This is a genomic window from Streptosporangium sp. G11 (assembly GCF_051192615.1).
Lineage (GTDB): Bacteria > Actinomycetota > Actinomycetes > Streptosporangiales > Streptosporangiaceae > Streptosporangium.
Genome location: NZ_JBPJUQ010000003.1, coordinates 1 through 14499 on the forward strand (window position 1 = coordinate 1; position 14499 = coordinate 14499).

At 71.7% G+C, this 14499-nt stretch carries 9 protein-coding genes and 1 pseudogene; 7 read left to right on the forward strand and 3 right to left on the reverse strand.

The genetic code is table 11. The annotated features are described in order from the left end of the window. A pseudogene (locus tag ACSDR0_RS03725) lies at nt 1-826 on the forward strand (phospholipid carrier-dependent glycosyltransferase); the annotation flags it as partial. Here ACSDR0_RS03725 and ACSDR0_RS03730 read toward each other — a convergent pair. Further along, complete coding sequence (locus tag ACSDR0_RS03730) at nt 774-2519, reverse strand: hypothetical protein (RefSeq protein WP_435287295.1); 1746 nt, start codon at nt 2517-2519, stop codon at nt 774-776. The pseudogene ACSDR0_RS03725 and the gene ACSDR0_RS03730 sit on opposite strands and share 53 nt — an antisense overlap. A 101-nt stretch (nt 2520-2620) precedes the next feature. Here ACSDR0_RS03730 and ACSDR0_RS03735 point away from each other — a divergent pair, with 101 nt between their 5' ends. The 3 genes from ACSDR0_RS03735 to ACSDR0_RS03745 all read left to right on the forward strand — a co-directional run bounded on the left by ACSDR0_RS03735 (nt 2621) and on the right by ACSDR0_RS03745 (nt 6688). After that, the gene (locus tag ACSDR0_RS03735; RefSeq protein WP_435287296.1) at nt 2621-3892 is read left to right on the forward strand and encodes a glycosyltransferase; all 1272 of its coding nucleotides are present in this window, start codon (nt 2621-2623) and stop codon (nt 3890-3892) included. A gap of 86 nt (nt 3893-3978) precedes the next feature. Further along, complete coding sequence (gene metG, locus ACSDR0_RS03740; RefSeq protein ID WP_435287297.1) at nt 3979-5760, forward strand: methionine--tRNA ligase; 1782 nt, start codon at nt 3979-3981, stop codon at nt 5758-5760. Between the two features lie 67 nt (nt 5761-5827). Beyond that, a complete protein-coding gene (locus ACSDR0_RS03745; protein ID WP_435287298.1) occupies nt 5828-6688 on the forward strand; it encodes a TatD family hydrolase in 861 nt (286 codons plus the stop codon). A gap of 170 nt (nt 6689-6858) precedes the next feature. On the opposite strand, the gene ACSDR0_RS03750 is transcribed toward ACSDR0_RS03745, so the two are convergent. Then, on the reverse strand, nt 6859-8292 hold the full coding sequence (locus ACSDR0_RS03750; protein ID WP_435287299.1) for a hypothetical protein: 1434 nt from the start codon (nt 8290-8292) through the stop codon (nt 6859-6861). Then, entirely contained in the window at nt 8289-10367 is a 2079-nt protein-coding gene (locus ACSDR0_RS03755; protein WP_435287300.1) for a protein kinase domain-containing protein, read from the reverse strand. Before ACSDR0_RS03755 ends, ACSDR0_RS03750 begins: the two co-directional genes overlap by 4 nt. A gap of 225 nt (nt 10368-10592) precedes the next feature. Here ACSDR0_RS03755 and rsmA point away from each other — a divergent pair, with 225 nt between their 5' ends. The 3 genes from rsmA (at nt 10593) to ACSDR0_RS03770 (ending at nt 14455) form a co-directional block, all read left to right on the forward strand. Further along, on the forward strand, nt 10593-11453 hold the full coding sequence (gene rsmA, locus ACSDR0_RS03760) for a 16S rRNA (adenine(1518)-N(6)/adenine(1519)-N(6))-dimethyltransferase RsmA (protein ID WP_435287301.1): 861 nt from the start codon (nt 10593-10595) through the stop codon (nt 11451-11453). Nucleotides 11454-11543: 90 nt separating this feature from the next. Then, nucleotides 11544-12446 carry a 4-(cytidine 5'-diphospho)-2-C-methyl-D-erythritol kinase gene (locus ACSDR0_RS03765; protein WP_435287302.1) on the forward strand — a complete coding sequence of 301 codons (903 nt, stop codon included), beginning with the start codon at nt 11544-11546 and terminating at the stop codon, nt 12444-12446. A gap of 197 nt (nt 12447-12643) precedes the next feature. After that, nucleotides 12644-14455, forward strand: coding sequence for an ABC-F family ATP-binding cassette domain-containing protein (locus ACSDR0_RS03770; protein ID WP_435287303.1), 1812 nt, complete (start codon nt 12644-12646; stop codon nt 14453-14455). Nucleotides 14456-14499: the final 44 nt, after the last annotated feature.

Genomic DNA, 14499 nt, shown 5'->3' on the forward strand with positions numbered 1-14499 from the left:
CCTGGTCGCCTTCGCGGTGATGTCCCTGGTCTGGGACGCGGGCGCCCGCAGGGCGATCGGCCTGCGCAGGCCGTACGTGGGGGCGCTGAACAGGGACCTGACCGGCGTCGCACTGGCGATGGGCCTGCTGCCCGCGGTCACCTACGTCGTCTCCTGGGCCGGCTGGTTCGCCTCGCCGCTGGGCTGGGGCCGCAACTGGGTCCAGGCGACCTCGCAGGGCCCCGGGTTCTTCGTCTTCGACTCGCTCCGGTCGTGGCTGAGCTACCAGATGCAGGTGCTCGGCTTCCACACCGGGCTGAGCGCCGGGCACACCTACCAGTCCGACCCCTGGACCTGGCCGCTGCTGCTGCGTCCGGTGGCGTTCCACTACCCGGCCGACAAGACCGGGTGCGGCGCCGACAGCTGCGCCGAGGCGGTGCTCGGGGTGGGCACCCCGGTCATCTGGTACGGCGGCCTGGCCGCCCTCATCGCCATGATCGCCTGGTACGTCGCCACCCGCGACTGGCGCGCCGGGGCCGTGCTCCTCGCCTACGCCGCCGGCTGGCTCCCCTGGTTCTACTACGCCATCGCCGACAACCGGACGATGTACCTCTTCTACGCGATCACGATGCTCCCCTTCATGATCCTCGCACTGACCCTGGCGGCCGGGCTGATCATCGGGCGGGCGGACGCCGAGCCCAACCGCAGGGCGCTGGGAGCCGCGGTCGTCGGGGCCTTCACGCTCCTCGCGCTGATCAATCTCGGATGGCTCTACCCGGTGCTGGTCGCCGAGCTCATCCCGCACTCCCAGTGGTGGGCGCGGATGCTGTTCCGGAGCTGGGTGTGACGGGATCCGGGGTGACGGGAGCCGGTGTGGTGATGGGGGTGGTCGTGATGGAGCCGCCCGTGACGGCGGGCGGCGCGGTCGCCGGCGGCGCGGCGGGGCCGATCGCGACCGGGCCGGCCGCGGCGGGACCGCTCTCGACGGAGCCGCCCTCGACGGAGCCGCCCTCGACGGGACCCGAGGCGACGTCGCCGGCCGTGACGGCCGTGGCGGGCCCGGAGAACCCGTGGCGCAACGAGATCGCCGCCGCCATGCACGCCAGCGGCACCGCGGGCAGCAGGTAGCGGTAGTCGAACTCGGCCGTCGCCGCCGGGGCCAGGATGAGGCCGAACGCGGCCAGCCACGGAAGCAGCACCGGCCCTCCCAGCCTGCGCCAGCGCACCGCCACCCCGGCCAGCCCGATCAGCAGCAGCACGCCGAGCACGATGCCCGGCAGCCGGACGACCCGCTGGTAGGCCTGCATGAAACCGGCCCACGGGTCGATGACGTCGGTGCCGATCACGCGCAGCTTGCCCTGGATCTGCGCGGTCCGCAGGCCCGGCTCGTACTTCTGCGCGTCGGTATCGGTGCTGCCCCGGTACGAGGTCCAGGCGGGAAGGACCTTGGTCTCCGGCAGGAACTCGTACTGCCGGTAGGTGTTGAAGTCGGGGAAGCGCGGCCGGCCCCAGTGGAAGGCGCGGAAGAAGTCACCGGCCACGAGGCCGAGATAGTCGAGCGGCTGGGACAGGATGGCCCGCTGGGCGAACGCGCCCGCGGTCTTGTTCGTCTCGGGGGTGAACGTGCTGCCCACCCCGAAGGCGTGGAAGCGCTGGCCGTTCTGCGCCCACCAGAGGTATTTCTGCCCGGAGAAGCCGCGCTGGCCCGGCGGCGCGCTGATGCACAGCAGCGCCAGCTCCAGCTCCTCACGAGGGTCGATCTTCATTTTCCGGCAGTCGGCGAACAGCGCCGTCCGCATGTAGAGGATCGCGCCGTCGCTGTTGGTCATCGCGAAGTTGCCGTGCGCGGACGCGAACCAGGCCATGTACCCGGTCACGGGAAGCGCGCACGCGACCACCATGGCCGCGATCGTCTTCCAGGCCGTGCGCTTGACCATCAGGTAGATCACGACCAGCACGAGGATCGGCAGGCCGATCGACCGGGTGAGCGCGGTGAGGGCGAGCAGCAGCCCGATCACCGCGCCGAGCCTCCAGGACATCCGCCGGTGCCAGAGCACCAGCGTGATCACGCCCACGACCAGCAGCATGAACATCGCGTCCGACATGATCAAATGTTCGAGCTGGACCTGGTAGGCGTCGAACAGCACCGGCAGCGCGGCCAGCGTCGCCCCCCAGCCGGGCAGCCGGAACCTGCCGCGCAGCAGGGAGTAGATGAGCACCGCGACGCCCAGGCCCATCAGGTGCTGGACGAAGGCCACCAGGCCGAAGCTGTGCAGCGGCCTCAGCAGCAGGAGCAGGAAGGAGTAACCGTTCGGCCGCAGGGCACTGGGCCGGTCGGGGTTCACCGCCCCGGAGACGTACTCGTAGGAGTCGTTGAACCACTGGGCCGGGCCGTACCCGAGCATGGTGACCACACGCAGCAGGAAAGCCAGCGCGAGGGCGGCCACGAAGAGGCGATGCCGGTAGAGGAACGCCCGCAGGCGAGTGACCCGGTCGGGCGGAGGCGCGTCCAGGCGAGGGCGGTCGGCGACGGTCACCATGCATTACAGGATGCCAGCCGTTTCGGGGAGTTGACCCGGGCAGGGGACTGTAGAGGGCATCATGGTTAGATCGGCTTGTGCAGTGAGTGAAGGGTTGAGACGTGGAACTGACCGTGGTCATGCCTTGTTTGAACGAGGCGGAGACCGTGGAAACCTGCGTACGCAAGGCACTCGCGTGCATGCGGGAGCACGGGATCGACGGGGAAGTCCTGATCGCCGACAACGGCAGCACGGACGGCTCACAGCAACTCGCCCGCGAGGCCGGCGCCCGGGTCGTGCACGTCGACGCCAAGGGGTACGGCAACGCGCTGATGGGCGGCATCCGCGCCGCGCGCGGCCGCTACGTCATCATGGGCGACGCGGACGACTCCTACGACTTCACCGCCCTGCTGCCGTTCGTCGAGCAGCTCCGTGACGGTGCGGACCTGGTGATGGGCAACCGGTTCAAGGGCGGCATCGCGCCGGGCGCCATGCCCCCGCTCCACCGCTACCTGGGCAACCCGGTGCTCTCCTTCATCGGGCGCCTGTTCTTCCCCAGCGCGATCGGCGACTTCCACTGCGGCCTACGCGGCTTCCGGCGCGACTCCATCCTCAAGCTCGGCCTGCAGACCGGCGGCATGGAGTTCGCCAGCGAGATGGTGGTCCGCTCGACCCTGTCCGGGCTGGACGTGCGCGAGGTGCCCACCACGCTGTCGCCCGACGGCCGCTCCCGCCCGCCGCACCTGCGGTCCTGGCGTGACGGCTGGCGCCACCTGCGCTTCCTGATGCTCTACAGCCCGCGCTGGCTGTTCTTCATCCCCGGCCTGGTCCTGATGACGCTCGGCCTGGTCGCGGGCGCCGCCCTGACCTTCGGCCCCGTTTACATCGGCAAGCTCGCCTTCGACGTCGACACCCTGGTCGGAGCCTCGGCCATGGTGGTGATCGGCTTCCAGGCGTCCCTGTTCGCCCTGTTCACCAAGGTGTACGCGGCTGAGGAGGGCTTCCTGCCGGAAGACAGGAGGGTGCGCAAGCTCGTCGACATCGTGAGCCTGGAGAAGGGCCTGATCGTCGGCGGCCTGCTGGCCCTGGGCGGTCTGGGCGGCCTGGTCGCCTCGCTGGTCCACTGGCAGACGCGCAGCTTCGGCCCGCTGATCCCGTCGGAGTCGCTGCGCCTCGTCGTGCCCTCGGCCACCGCGCTGATCGTGAGTTTCCAGACAATTTTCGCGGCGCTGTTCATCAGCATCCTCGGCATCCGCCGTACCAAGGAGACGCCCATCGACGTGGCCGCCTCCGCCGCCGAGGAGGCCGCCGAGGCCGTCAGCCGCGCCGCCGCGGGCGACCCGGCGGACACTCCCGCGGGCGGTGCCACACCGGTGTCGCCGCAGCTGCCGTGAGCCCCGCGGCGGCTCGGGAGAAGCGGAAGGTGCCGGAGAAGCGAGACAGCACCAAGACCCGAGGCCGCGTCCCTTAGGCTTGCACCATGTCCCAGCACATCCTGACCGCGGTCGCCTGGCCCTATGCCAACGGCCCTCGCCATATCGGGCACGTATCCGGATTCGGCGTGCCGTCCGACGTCTTCAGCCGCTACCAGCGGATGGCGGGCAACAAGGTCCTCATGGTCAGCGGGACCGACGAGCACGGCACCCCGATCCAGGTACAGGCCGACAAGGAGGGCCTCACCGCCCGCGAGCTCGCCGACCGCTACAACAGGGTGATCGTCGAGGATCTCCAGGCGCTGGGGCTCTCCTACGACCTGTTCACCCGGACCACCACGGAAAACCACTACGCGGTCACGCAGGAGATCTTCAAGGGACTCCACGCCAACGGCTATATCTTCCCCCAGACCACGATGGGCGCCATCTCGCCCTCCACCGGGCGCACCCTGCCCGACCGCTACATCGAGGGCACCTGCCCGATCTGCGGTTACGAGAGCGCCCGCGGCGACCAGTGCGACAACTGCGGCAACCAGCTCGACCCGATCCAGCTGATCGATCCGGTGAGCAAGGTCAACGGTGAGACGCCGATCTTCGCGGAGACCGAGCACTTCATGCTCGACCTGCCCGCGTTCGCCGAGGTCCTGGCGTCGTGGCTGAGCTCCAAGGAGGGCGACTGGCGACCCAACGTGCTGAAGTTCGCCCTCAACATGCTCGGCGACATGCACCCCCGCGCGATCAGCCGCGACCTCGACTGGGGCGTGCCGATCCCGCTGGAGGGCTGGAGCGACCAGGCCAACAAGCGGCTCTACGTCTGGTTCGACGCGGTCATCGGCTATCTCAGCGCCTCCATCGAGTGGGCCCGCCGCTCCGGCGACCCCGAGGCCTGGCGTCAGTGGTGGCAGGACCCCAAGGCCCTCGGCTACTACTTCATGGGCAAGGACAACATCGTCTTCCACGCGGAGATCTGGCCGGCGATGCTGCTCGGCTACAACGGCCAGGGCGCCCGTGACGGCGAGCCGGGCTCCCTCGGCGCGCTGAACCTGCCCTCCGAGGTCGTCTCCAGCGAGTTCCTGACGATGGAGGGACGCAAGTTCTCCTCCTCCCGCTCGGTGGTCATCTACGTGCGCGACTTCCTGGAGCGCTACGACGCCGACGCGCTGCGCTACTACATCGCCGTGGCGGGCCCGGAGAACCAGGACACCGACTTCACCTGGTCGGAGTTCCTCAACCGCAACAACGGCGAGCTGGTGGCGGCCTGGGGCAACCTGGTGAACCGCTCGATCTCGATGGCCGCCAAGAACTTCGGGGTCATCCCCGAGGCGGGCGAGCTCACCGACGCCGACCGCGCCATGCTGGAGCGCAGCCGGGCGGCCTTCCCCAAGGCCGCCGCCGAGTTCGAGCACTGCCGGTTCAAGAACGCGACGAACGAGGCGTTCGAGGTCATCCGCGAGGCCAACAGATACCTGGCCGAGCAGGAGCCCTGGAAGATCAAGGACGACCCCGCGCGGGTGAAGACCATCCTGCACGTCGCCCTGCAGGTCGTGGACGACGCCAAGACGCTGCTGACGCCGGTCCTGCCCAACTCCTCCAACAAGATCTACGCGATGCTCGGCGGCACCGGCGTCTGGTCGGGCATGCCGGAGATCCAGGAGGTCACCGACGACGACGGCCGGACCTACCCGATCATCACCGGCTCCTACGAGGGCGCCGCGCGCTGGGAGTCGTTCCCGATCCGGGTGGGCTTCCCGCTGGCCCCGCCGACCCCGCTGTTCGTGAAGCTCGACCCGAAGATCGTCGAGCAGGAGCTGGCCCGCCTGGCCGAGTAGGCCGGGTCTCGCGGCTCGCGCCCGTGCCGGGCGCGAGCCGTGCCGGCCTCTCGATAGGTTGGACGCCGTGAGCACGCCGAAGCTTCCCGCCGCGCCCAAGCCCCTGCCAGCAGAGGTGTTCGACAGCCACTGCCACCTGGACATCATGGTGGGCAACCGCCAGGCCTCCTCCGGCGATCCGGTGGCCCAGGCCGCGCAGGCGGCTCGGGCGAGCGTCGAGGGCATCCTCGACGAGGCCCGCGCCGTCGGCGTGACGCGGCTCGTCACGATCGGCTACGACCTGCCGTCCTCGCGCTGGAACGCCGAGACGGCCGCCCTCCACGCGGACGTCTACGCCGGAGTGGCCATCCACCCCAACGAGGCGCACGCCTCGACGCCGGAGACCCTCGCCGAGATCGAGCGGCTGGCCCGCCTGCCGCACGTCAGGGCGGTGGGGGAGACCGGGCTCGACTACTACCGCGACTGGGCGTCGAAGGACGACCAGCACGCCAGCTTCCGCGCGCACATCGAGATCGCCAAGCGGACCGGCAAGGCCCTGGTGATCCACGACCGCGAGGCCCACGACGACGTGCTGCGCGTGCTGGCCGAGGAGGGCGCCCCCGAGGTCGTGGTGTTCCACAGCTTCTCCGGTGACGCCGAGATGGCGAAAAAGTGTGTAAGTGCCGGATATTTCATGTCATTTTCTGGTCCGGTCACCTACAAGAACGCCGCCTACCTCCGTGAGGCCGCGCGGGTCGCGCCGAAGGAACTGATCCTCGTCGAGACCGACGCGCCCTACCTGCCGCCCACCCCCCACCGGGGCAAGCCGAACGCGCCCTACCTCATACCGCTCACGCTGCGCTGCGTCGCCGAGGTCAAGGAGACCGACCTCGCAGAGCTCGCCGCCGCCGTCAGCGCCAACGGGGAGACCGTCTTCGGCTCCTGGTGACCGGGGCCCGGGTCCGGCGCGGCCGGAACCCGTGGGCCCCGGCCCGAGGCGGGACCGGAGCCGGGCATCTCAGCTCACGGCGGCGCCGGAGCCGACGGTCTCGGGCCCATGGCGGCCGGCGGCGCCGAAGCCGGCGGCCCCGGCCCATGGCGGGACCGGAGCCGGGAGCCTCAGCCCACGGCCGTGCCGAAGTCGGCGGAGGCGGCGCCTTCGAGGGCCGGGATCTTCCCGGTGCCCGGCGAGAGCGGGATGCCCTCGGTGTCGTTGCGGCCCAGCAGGACGACCGCTCCCGCGCCTCCCCTGTCGGGCGCCCCGACGACCAGCCGGTTGCCGCTGAACCCGACCGACCAGCCGAAGTGGTCACCCGCCGTGCTCTGGGTGACCAGCCTGCCCGCCCCCTGCTCGCCGATCGTGAGCAGCCGTACGCCGCCCTGCCCGCCGGGGCCGTCGAAGGGCACGCCCACGGCGAGCCTGACCTCTCCCTGGCCTCCCTCGCCGGTGAACGCCAGCGAGAATCCGTAGCCCTCGCCCGGTGCCCCCTCCTGGCCCTGGTGGAAGGTGGCGATGGGGGTGATCACCTGGGTGCCGGAGGCCTGGAACAGCTGGACGAGGCCGGAGTCCTTCACTGGCCCGCCGTCGCCGAGCGGGGCGCTCACCGCGAGGTAGCCGACGTCACCCTGCTCGGCGTAGGCCATCGCGTAGCCGAACCGGTCGCCCTCCTCGGACTCGGCCACCTCGCGGAGGTCCCATTTCCTGCTCCCGTACTCGTCCTTGGGCTCGCGCACGTCGTAGATCACCGCGATCGACCCGGAATCGAGCTTTCCCGCGCCGACCTGGCGCCCCGCCCCGTCGTCGTTCTCGTACGGCACCCCGACCGCGAGATCCGGCTCCTGCGAGGTTCCGCCGAGCCTGCCGATCGCCAGCGACCAGCCGAACATGTCGCCGACCTCGCCGTTGCCCGTCACGCCCTCGGTCTCCTGCGAGATCCGCCGGCCCGTCCCGAGGGCCGGGGTGCCGAAGAGGTAGACAGCGCCGGAGTCGGCCGTACCCTCGGCGTTCTCGTGCGGGGCTCCGACCGCCACCATCGTCCCTCCGAAGGTCAGGGACCAGCCGAAGTGGGCGTCGGCCTCGGGCTCCGGGGCGACCAGGCGGGCCGTCCTGCCCCCGGGGCCGCCGTAGACCACGTAGACCGCACCCGCGTCCGCACGGCCCGCCACGTCCGCGTACGGGGCGCCGACGAGCAGGTCCGCGCAGCCGTCGCCGTCGACCTTGGCCAGCCGCACCGACCAGCCGAAGCCGTCGCCCGCCTTCGTCTCGGGGACGGTCACGGCCTCGCCGCTCTCTCCCCGGCCGAAGAGCACGTGGACGGCCCCCGCTCCGGTCAGCCCGCCGGGGTTGGCGAGCGGGTCGCCGACCGCGGAGTCCTCCAGGCCGTCGCCGTCGAAGTCGCTCACGCCCGCCCCGGTGCAGTCGGCGGGCGAGGCGGCGGAGGCGGCGCCGGACCCGGCCGAGAGGATCCGGGCGGGCGCGGTGAGCGCCTCGGCGGACCCGGTCGAGGGGAGGACGATCGCGGCCGTCGCCGCGAGGGAGAGCAGCAGCCTCATGACAACCTCACCTCGATGTTCCTGCCTCCCTTGATCACCACGCCGGTCAGTTTGGCGGGCCTGCGAGCCGGGGGCAGGTCGAAGACCAGGACGGCCTCGGCTTTCGTCCCCGGGGGCAGGGCGGGGGGAAGGGTCGTCGACACCCGCTCGGGGGTGTGCGTCGCGCCGCGATCGTCGGTCAGGGTGATCGCGGTGCCGTCACCGAGCTGGACCAGCTCCCCGCCGGTGTTGATCAGCGTCAACGGGACCGCGCAGAACCGGCCGCGTGCCGGGGTGGCGTTCCCGTAGGAGGTGAGCCCGCAGGTCGGGGTCCTGGGGATGATCAGCCGAGGGTCCTCGATGAAGGAGCCGGTCGTGATCGTGCGGCCCACGTCGGTGGCGCCGGTACCGGCGAGGTCGCCGGCCTCGGCGGTGTTGCCGGGCCGCGCCTGTCCCTGGCCGTTCGCGTTTCCTCCGCCGGTGTTCATCAGGACGACGACCGTGACGGCCAGTGCCGCGAGCACGGCCAGCCCGGCGAACAGCCAGCGGCGCCGGGGCGCCGAACCCCCCGTGTCCGGCGCGTCTGATCCGGGCGGGGTTTGGAATCCCGCCGGGGGCGCCGGGGGCAGGGTGGGCACCTGACCCGGCGCCTGCCCCTGCGTCTGACGCTGCGCCCCCTGTGCCTGCTCCGCTGCCTGGTCTCGCGTCTGAGCCGGTATCCGGCCCGGCGCGATATCCGGTGCCCGGCCGGACGGCTGGACCGGGAGAGGGGTCGTGAACGGGCGCGACGGCGATGTCGTGGGCTCGGCCCGCATGGGGTACGGGAGCGGATTCGGCGGCGGGGTCCGTTCCGGGGCCGTCAGGGAGCCTGACGGCCCTGGTGTTCCCGGTGTTCCCGGTGGCACGGTCGGCGCCGTGAGGGGCGCCGGTGCCGTGCGGGGTTCGGAGGCCGCCGGTGTCGTGGACGGGCCGGACGCCGAAGGGGCCGGAGTCCCAGGGGTCTCGGGGGGCGCGGAGGTGAAGGCCGCCCCGGGGGCGGACGGGGCCGGTACCGAGGGCGGGCCCGCCGGGTCCCAGCCGGGGATCGGGCCGGGGATCGGCGTCGGTGCCGTGGCCGGGTCGGCGAACCCCGACTCCAGGTTCAGCGCGCTGAGGGTCTGGGTGGAGTCGGGCTCCACGTTGGCGGGCGGCTCCCACGACTCGTTCAGCAGGTCGGTGGCGATCAGCGTGGGCGGGTCGGCCCGTATGGGAGCCGGGGCGGCCGGTGCCGCGATCCCGCCGCCGACCAGGGCGATCAGCAGGTCCTGGGCGCTGGGCCGCTGGTAGGGGTCCATCTCGGTCGCGCGGCGGACCAGGTCGTTGAGCGGGGCGGGAAGCGCGCCCAGGTCGGGCGGGGTGGTGAGCAGCCGGGTGGCCATGGTCATCATGTCGCCCCGCCCGTAGGGGTGGCGGCCGTTGCCCGCGTACGCGACCATGCACCCCCACGCGAAGACGTCGGCGGCCGGAGTGATCTCCAGGCCGCGGACCTGCTCGGGGGCCCACCAGCCGGGGCTGCCCAGCACCTCGCCCGAGCGGGTGAAGCTGTGCGTGGAGTCGAGGGCCCTGGCGATGCCGAAGTCGATCACGCGGGGGCCCGACATGGACAGGATCACGTTGGCGGGCTTGAGATCCCGGTGCACCAGCCCGGCGACGTGGATCGCGGCCAGCGCCGCCGCCACCCCCAGGGCCACGCCGTGCAGGGTTCCCTGCTCCAGGGCGCCGTGCTCGATGATCTGGCGGGACAGCGGCGTGCCCGCGATGTACTCGGTGACCATGTACGGGCGGCCGTCGTCGTCGTTGCCGTTGTCCAGCACCTGGGCGGTGCAGAACGAGGCCACCCGCCGCGCGTTCTCGACCTCCGTGTGGAACCTCGCCGCGAAGCCGTCCTCGATCGCGAACTCCGCCTTCACCACCTTGAGCGCGACCGGCCGTCCCGTCGGCGCCAGCGCCAGGTAAACGGTTCCCATCCCGCCCTCGCCGAGACGTCCGAGCAGGCGGTAACTCCCGATCTGCTCGGGGTCGGCGGGTCGCAGCCCCTCGACACCGGGCTGGTTCACGTCCTCTTCACCGGGAAGATTCCCCTTCTCACCGTTGGGCCCCCGTACGGCAACGTTATCCACAACGGAACCCCTCGCGCTTCATCAGGCGTCTTTGCATCGTCTTCGGTGCGGGAAACTGGTCGGATGGCATGGGAGAACAACCTTGAGTAATCGAGGCAAACGAGTCAAAGACCACAGCGGGCCGGTAGGTACCGGGTCCGAGCCGCCGTGCGGGGAACCAGCATGAACCTTCTTGGTCCAGCGGAAATACGTATTTTGGCGGACAGGCTCAACATTCGTCCCACGAAGAAGCTCGGCCAGAACTTCGTGATCGACGGGGGCACCGTCCGCAAGATCGTGCGGGTGGCCGGGCTCGAGCCGGACGACGTCGTCATCGAGGTCGGTCCCGGGCTGGGCTCGCTCACCCTCGCGCTGCTTCCCGAGGTCCGCCGCGTGATCGCCGTGGAGATCGACCCCGTTCTCGCCGCCCAGCTGCCGCTGACCGTGGCCGAGCACGCCCCCGAACTCGCCGGCCGTCTCACCGTGGTGCTCGCCGACGCCATGCGCGTCCTGCCCGCGGACCTGCCGGACGAGAGGCCGACCGCGCTGGTCGCGAACCTTCCCTACAACGTGTCCGTGCCGGTGGTGCTGCACCTGCTGGAGACGCAGCCGTCGCTGAACAAAGTCCTGATCATGGTGCAGGCCGAGGTCGCCGACCGGCTGGCCGCCGGCCCCGGTTCCAAGGTGTACGGCATCCCCTCGGTCAAGGCCGCCTGGTACGCCGACGTCCGCAGGGCCGGCCCCGTCGGCCGTACGGTCTTCTGGCCGGTTCCCAACGTCGACTCCGGCCTGGTCGCGATGGTCCGGCGAGAACCGCCCACGACCGTGGCCACCCGCGAGGAGGTCTTCGCGGTGGTGGACGCCGCCTTCGCCCAGCGCCGCAAGACCCTTCGCGCCGCCCTCGCCTCCTGGGCGGGTACGGCCCCCGCCGCCGAGCGGGCGCTGCGGGCCGCGGGGATCGACCCCTCCGAGCGCGGTGAGCAGCTCACCGTCGAGGACTTCGCGCGGATCGCCGAGCACCGTACGGCCGAAAGCGGTGCGTAGCGTGATTCGCCGGTCCGTTTGCGTGCGCGGCGGAGGGAGCCCGTTACGATCTGAGGTCGTGACCAGTGAGCGAGCCCCGATGAGGGACGCATGAACTCCGTGACCGTCCGCGTGCCCGCGAAGGTCAACCTGCAGCTTGCCGTCGGGCCGCTGCGGGATGACGGCTACCACGACCTCGTCAATGTCTTCCACGCCGTCTCGATCTTCGACGAGGTCACGGCCACCGCGAAGACCGGGATGAGCGTCCGGGTGGAGGGCGAGTCCGCCGACCAGGTGCCGGAAGACCGCGAGAACCTCGCGATCAAGGCCGCTCTCGCGCTGGCCGGGCACGCGGGCCGCTCGTACGGCGTGAACCTGCTCATCCGCAAGTCGATCCCGGTGGCGGGCGGCATGGCGGGCGGCAGCGCCGACGCCGCCGCGGCCCTGGTCGCCTGCAACGAGCTGTGGGGCCTCGGCCTGCCGCTCGAGGACCTGATGGAGATCGCCGCCGACATCGGCAGCGACGTCCCGTTCGCGCTGCTCGGCGGTACGGCCGTCGGCACCGGCAGGGGCGAGCGGCTGACCCCGCTGGAGGTCGCGGGCACCTTCCACTGGGTGTTCGCGCTCGCCGACGGCGGCCTGTCCACGGCCACCGTCTACGCCGAGTGTGACCGCCTCCGCCAGGCGCTCGGCGAGCGGGTCGCCTGGCCCCGGGCCGCCGAGCCGCTGCTGGCCGCGCTCCGCGAGGGGGACGCGCAGACCCTCGGCGCCGAGCTCTGCAACGACCTGCAGCCCGCCGCCGTGATGCTGCGCGGATCCCTGGCCCGCACCCTGGACGCCGGCCGCGACCACGGGGCCCTCGGCTCACTGGTCTCCGGCTCCGGGCCCACCTGCGCCTTCCTCGCCCGCTCCGAGGCCCACGCGGGCGAGCTGGCGGCCTTCCTGAAGGACGCCGGGGTGGCGCGTGACGTCATCACCGCCCACGGCCCCGTCCCCGGTCCCGTGATCGTGTAGCCGCCTCCGTCCCGGTCGCGGCCCCGGGGTCCCGGCGTGCCGTGGTCCCGGGGGCCGCGCGGCCGGGGCCGGGCCGTCGCATGGGCGGGGTTTCCCGGGGACGTTTTCCGGGGGCGCTTCCCGGCGAGGGCGCACGGGCGAAGGCCGCCTTCCCGGTGGGGGTCGCGCCGGCCGGGAGCGGATACGCTTGTGTGGCGATGAATCTGGTCAATCTTGAGTCGGTCTCCCACTCCTACGGTCCCAAGCCCCTGCTCAGCGACGTCTCCCTCGGCATCGAGGTGGGCGACCGCATCGGCGTGGTCGGCCGCAACGGCGGCGGCAAGACCACCCTCATCTCGGTGATAGCCGGCGACCTCAAGCCCAACACCGGACGGGTCACCCACAACAGGGGGCTCCAGGTGGGGTCGCTGTCGCAGGGCGACGATCTCGACCCGGCTCGCTCGGTGAGCGAGATCGTCCTCGGTGACAGGTCCGAGCACGAGTGGGCGGGCGACGCGGGCATCCGCGAGATCCTCGCCAGCCTGCTCGGCGACATCGACCTGACGGCGCTCGCCGGAAGCCTGTCGGGCGGTGAGCGGCGCCGCACGGCCCTGGCCAAGCTGCTCATCGACGAGCACGACCTGATCATCCTGGACGAGCCCACCAACCACCTCGACATCGAGGCCATCGACTGGCTGGCCAGGCACCTGGCGGGCCGCAGGACCGCGCTGGTGGTCGTGACCCACGACCGGTGGTTCCTGGACGCGGTCTCCACCAGGACGTGGGAGGTCGTGGACGGCACGGTCGAGCGCTACGAGGGCGGGTACGCCGCGTACGTGCTGGCCAAGGCCGAGCGCGCCCGGGTCGCCGCCTCCACCGAGGCCCGCCGCCAGAACCTGATGCGCAAGGAGATCGCCTGGCTCCGCCGGGGCCCGCCCGCGCGCACGTCCAAGCCCAAGTTCCGCATCGACGCCGCCCAGGCGCTGATCGCCGACGAGCCTCCCGCCAGGGAGAGCGTCGAGCTGGTCAAGTTCGCCGCGGCCCGGCTGGGCCGCACGGTCTACGACCTTGAGGACGTCACCCTGCACGCCGGAGGGCCGGGCCAGGGCCCGATGGTCCTCGACCACTCGACCTGGCAGTTCGGCCCCGGTGACCGGGTCGGCCTGATCGGTGTGAACGGGTCGGGCAAGTCCTCGCTGCTCCGCCTGCTCGCCGGTACGGTGCACCCCGACTCGGGCAGGCTCGTACGCGGCAAGACGGTCCGCCTGGCGCACCTGTCGCAGGAGCTGGGCGAGCTCGACCCGGAGCGCCGGGTGCTGGAGACCGTCGAGGAGGTGCGCAAGTTCATCCAGGTCGGCAAGAAGGAGTGGACCGCCTCCCAGCTGCTGGAGCGCCTCGGCTTCAAGGGCGACGCGCAGTGGAAGGTCGTCGGCGACCTGTCCGGTGGCGAGCGGCGCCGCCTGCAGCTGCTCCGCCTCCTCATGGACGACCCCAACGTGCTGCTGCTCGACGAGCCGACCAACGACCTCGACATCGAGACGCTCAACGAGCTGGAGGACCTGCTCGACGGCTGGCCGGGCACGCTGATCCTGGTCAGCCACGACCGCTACTTCCTGGAGCGGGTCACCGACAGGACCGTCGCCCTGCTCGGCGACCGCAAGCTGTCGATGCTCCCCGGCGGCGTGGACGAATACCTCGCCCGGCGCGCCTCGGGAGCGGCCCTGTCCGCGCGGGCGGCGTCCGGCGCGGTGTCCGGCACGGCCTCGGCGACCTCGTCCGCCGGCGCTAAGGAGACGGGCCCCGGCCTGTCCGCGAAGGACGAGCGTGACCTTCGCAAGGAGCTCTCCCGGATGGAGCGCCAGCTCGACAAGCTGAGTGGCCGCGAGGCGAAGCTGCACGCGTCCATGGCCGACTCCGCCGCCGACTACGAGCGGCTGGCCTCGCTCGACGCGCAGCTGAAGGAGATCCTCGCGGAGAAGGAGTCGATCGAGGGCGAGTGGCTGGAGCTGGCCGACCGCCTGGGCGAGTAGGCCCCGCTCTCCGGATCCGCCCCGGAAGTACGGAAGGTCCAGGT

Bases quoted from the DNA above. Each gene is read 5' to 3' on its own strand.
- rsmA (WP_435287301.1), top strand. From the start codon at position 10,593: ATGAACCTTCTTGGTCCAGCGGAAATACGTATTTTGGCGGACAGGCTC.
- ACSDR0_RS03750 (WP_435287299.1), bottom strand. From the start codon at position 8,292: ATGAGGCTGCTGCTCTCCCTCGCGGCGACGGCCGCGATCGTCCTCCCC.
- ACSDR0_RS03770 (WP_435287303.1), top strand. From the start codon at position 12,644: ATGAATCTGGTCAATCTTGAGTCGGTCTCCCACTCCTACGGTCCCAAG.
- ACSDR0_RS03765 (WP_435287302.1), top strand. From the start codon at position 11,544: ATGAACTCCGTGACCGTCCGCGTGCCCGCGAAGGTCAACCTGCAGCTT.
- ACSDR0_RS03730 (WP_435287295.1), bottom strand. From the start codon at position 2,519: ATGGTGACCGTCGCCGACCGCCCTCGCCTGGACGCGCCTCCGCCCGAC.
- metG (WP_435287297.1), top strand. From the start codon at position 3,979: ATGTCCCAGCACATCCTGACCGCGGTCGCCTGGCCCTATGCCAACGGC.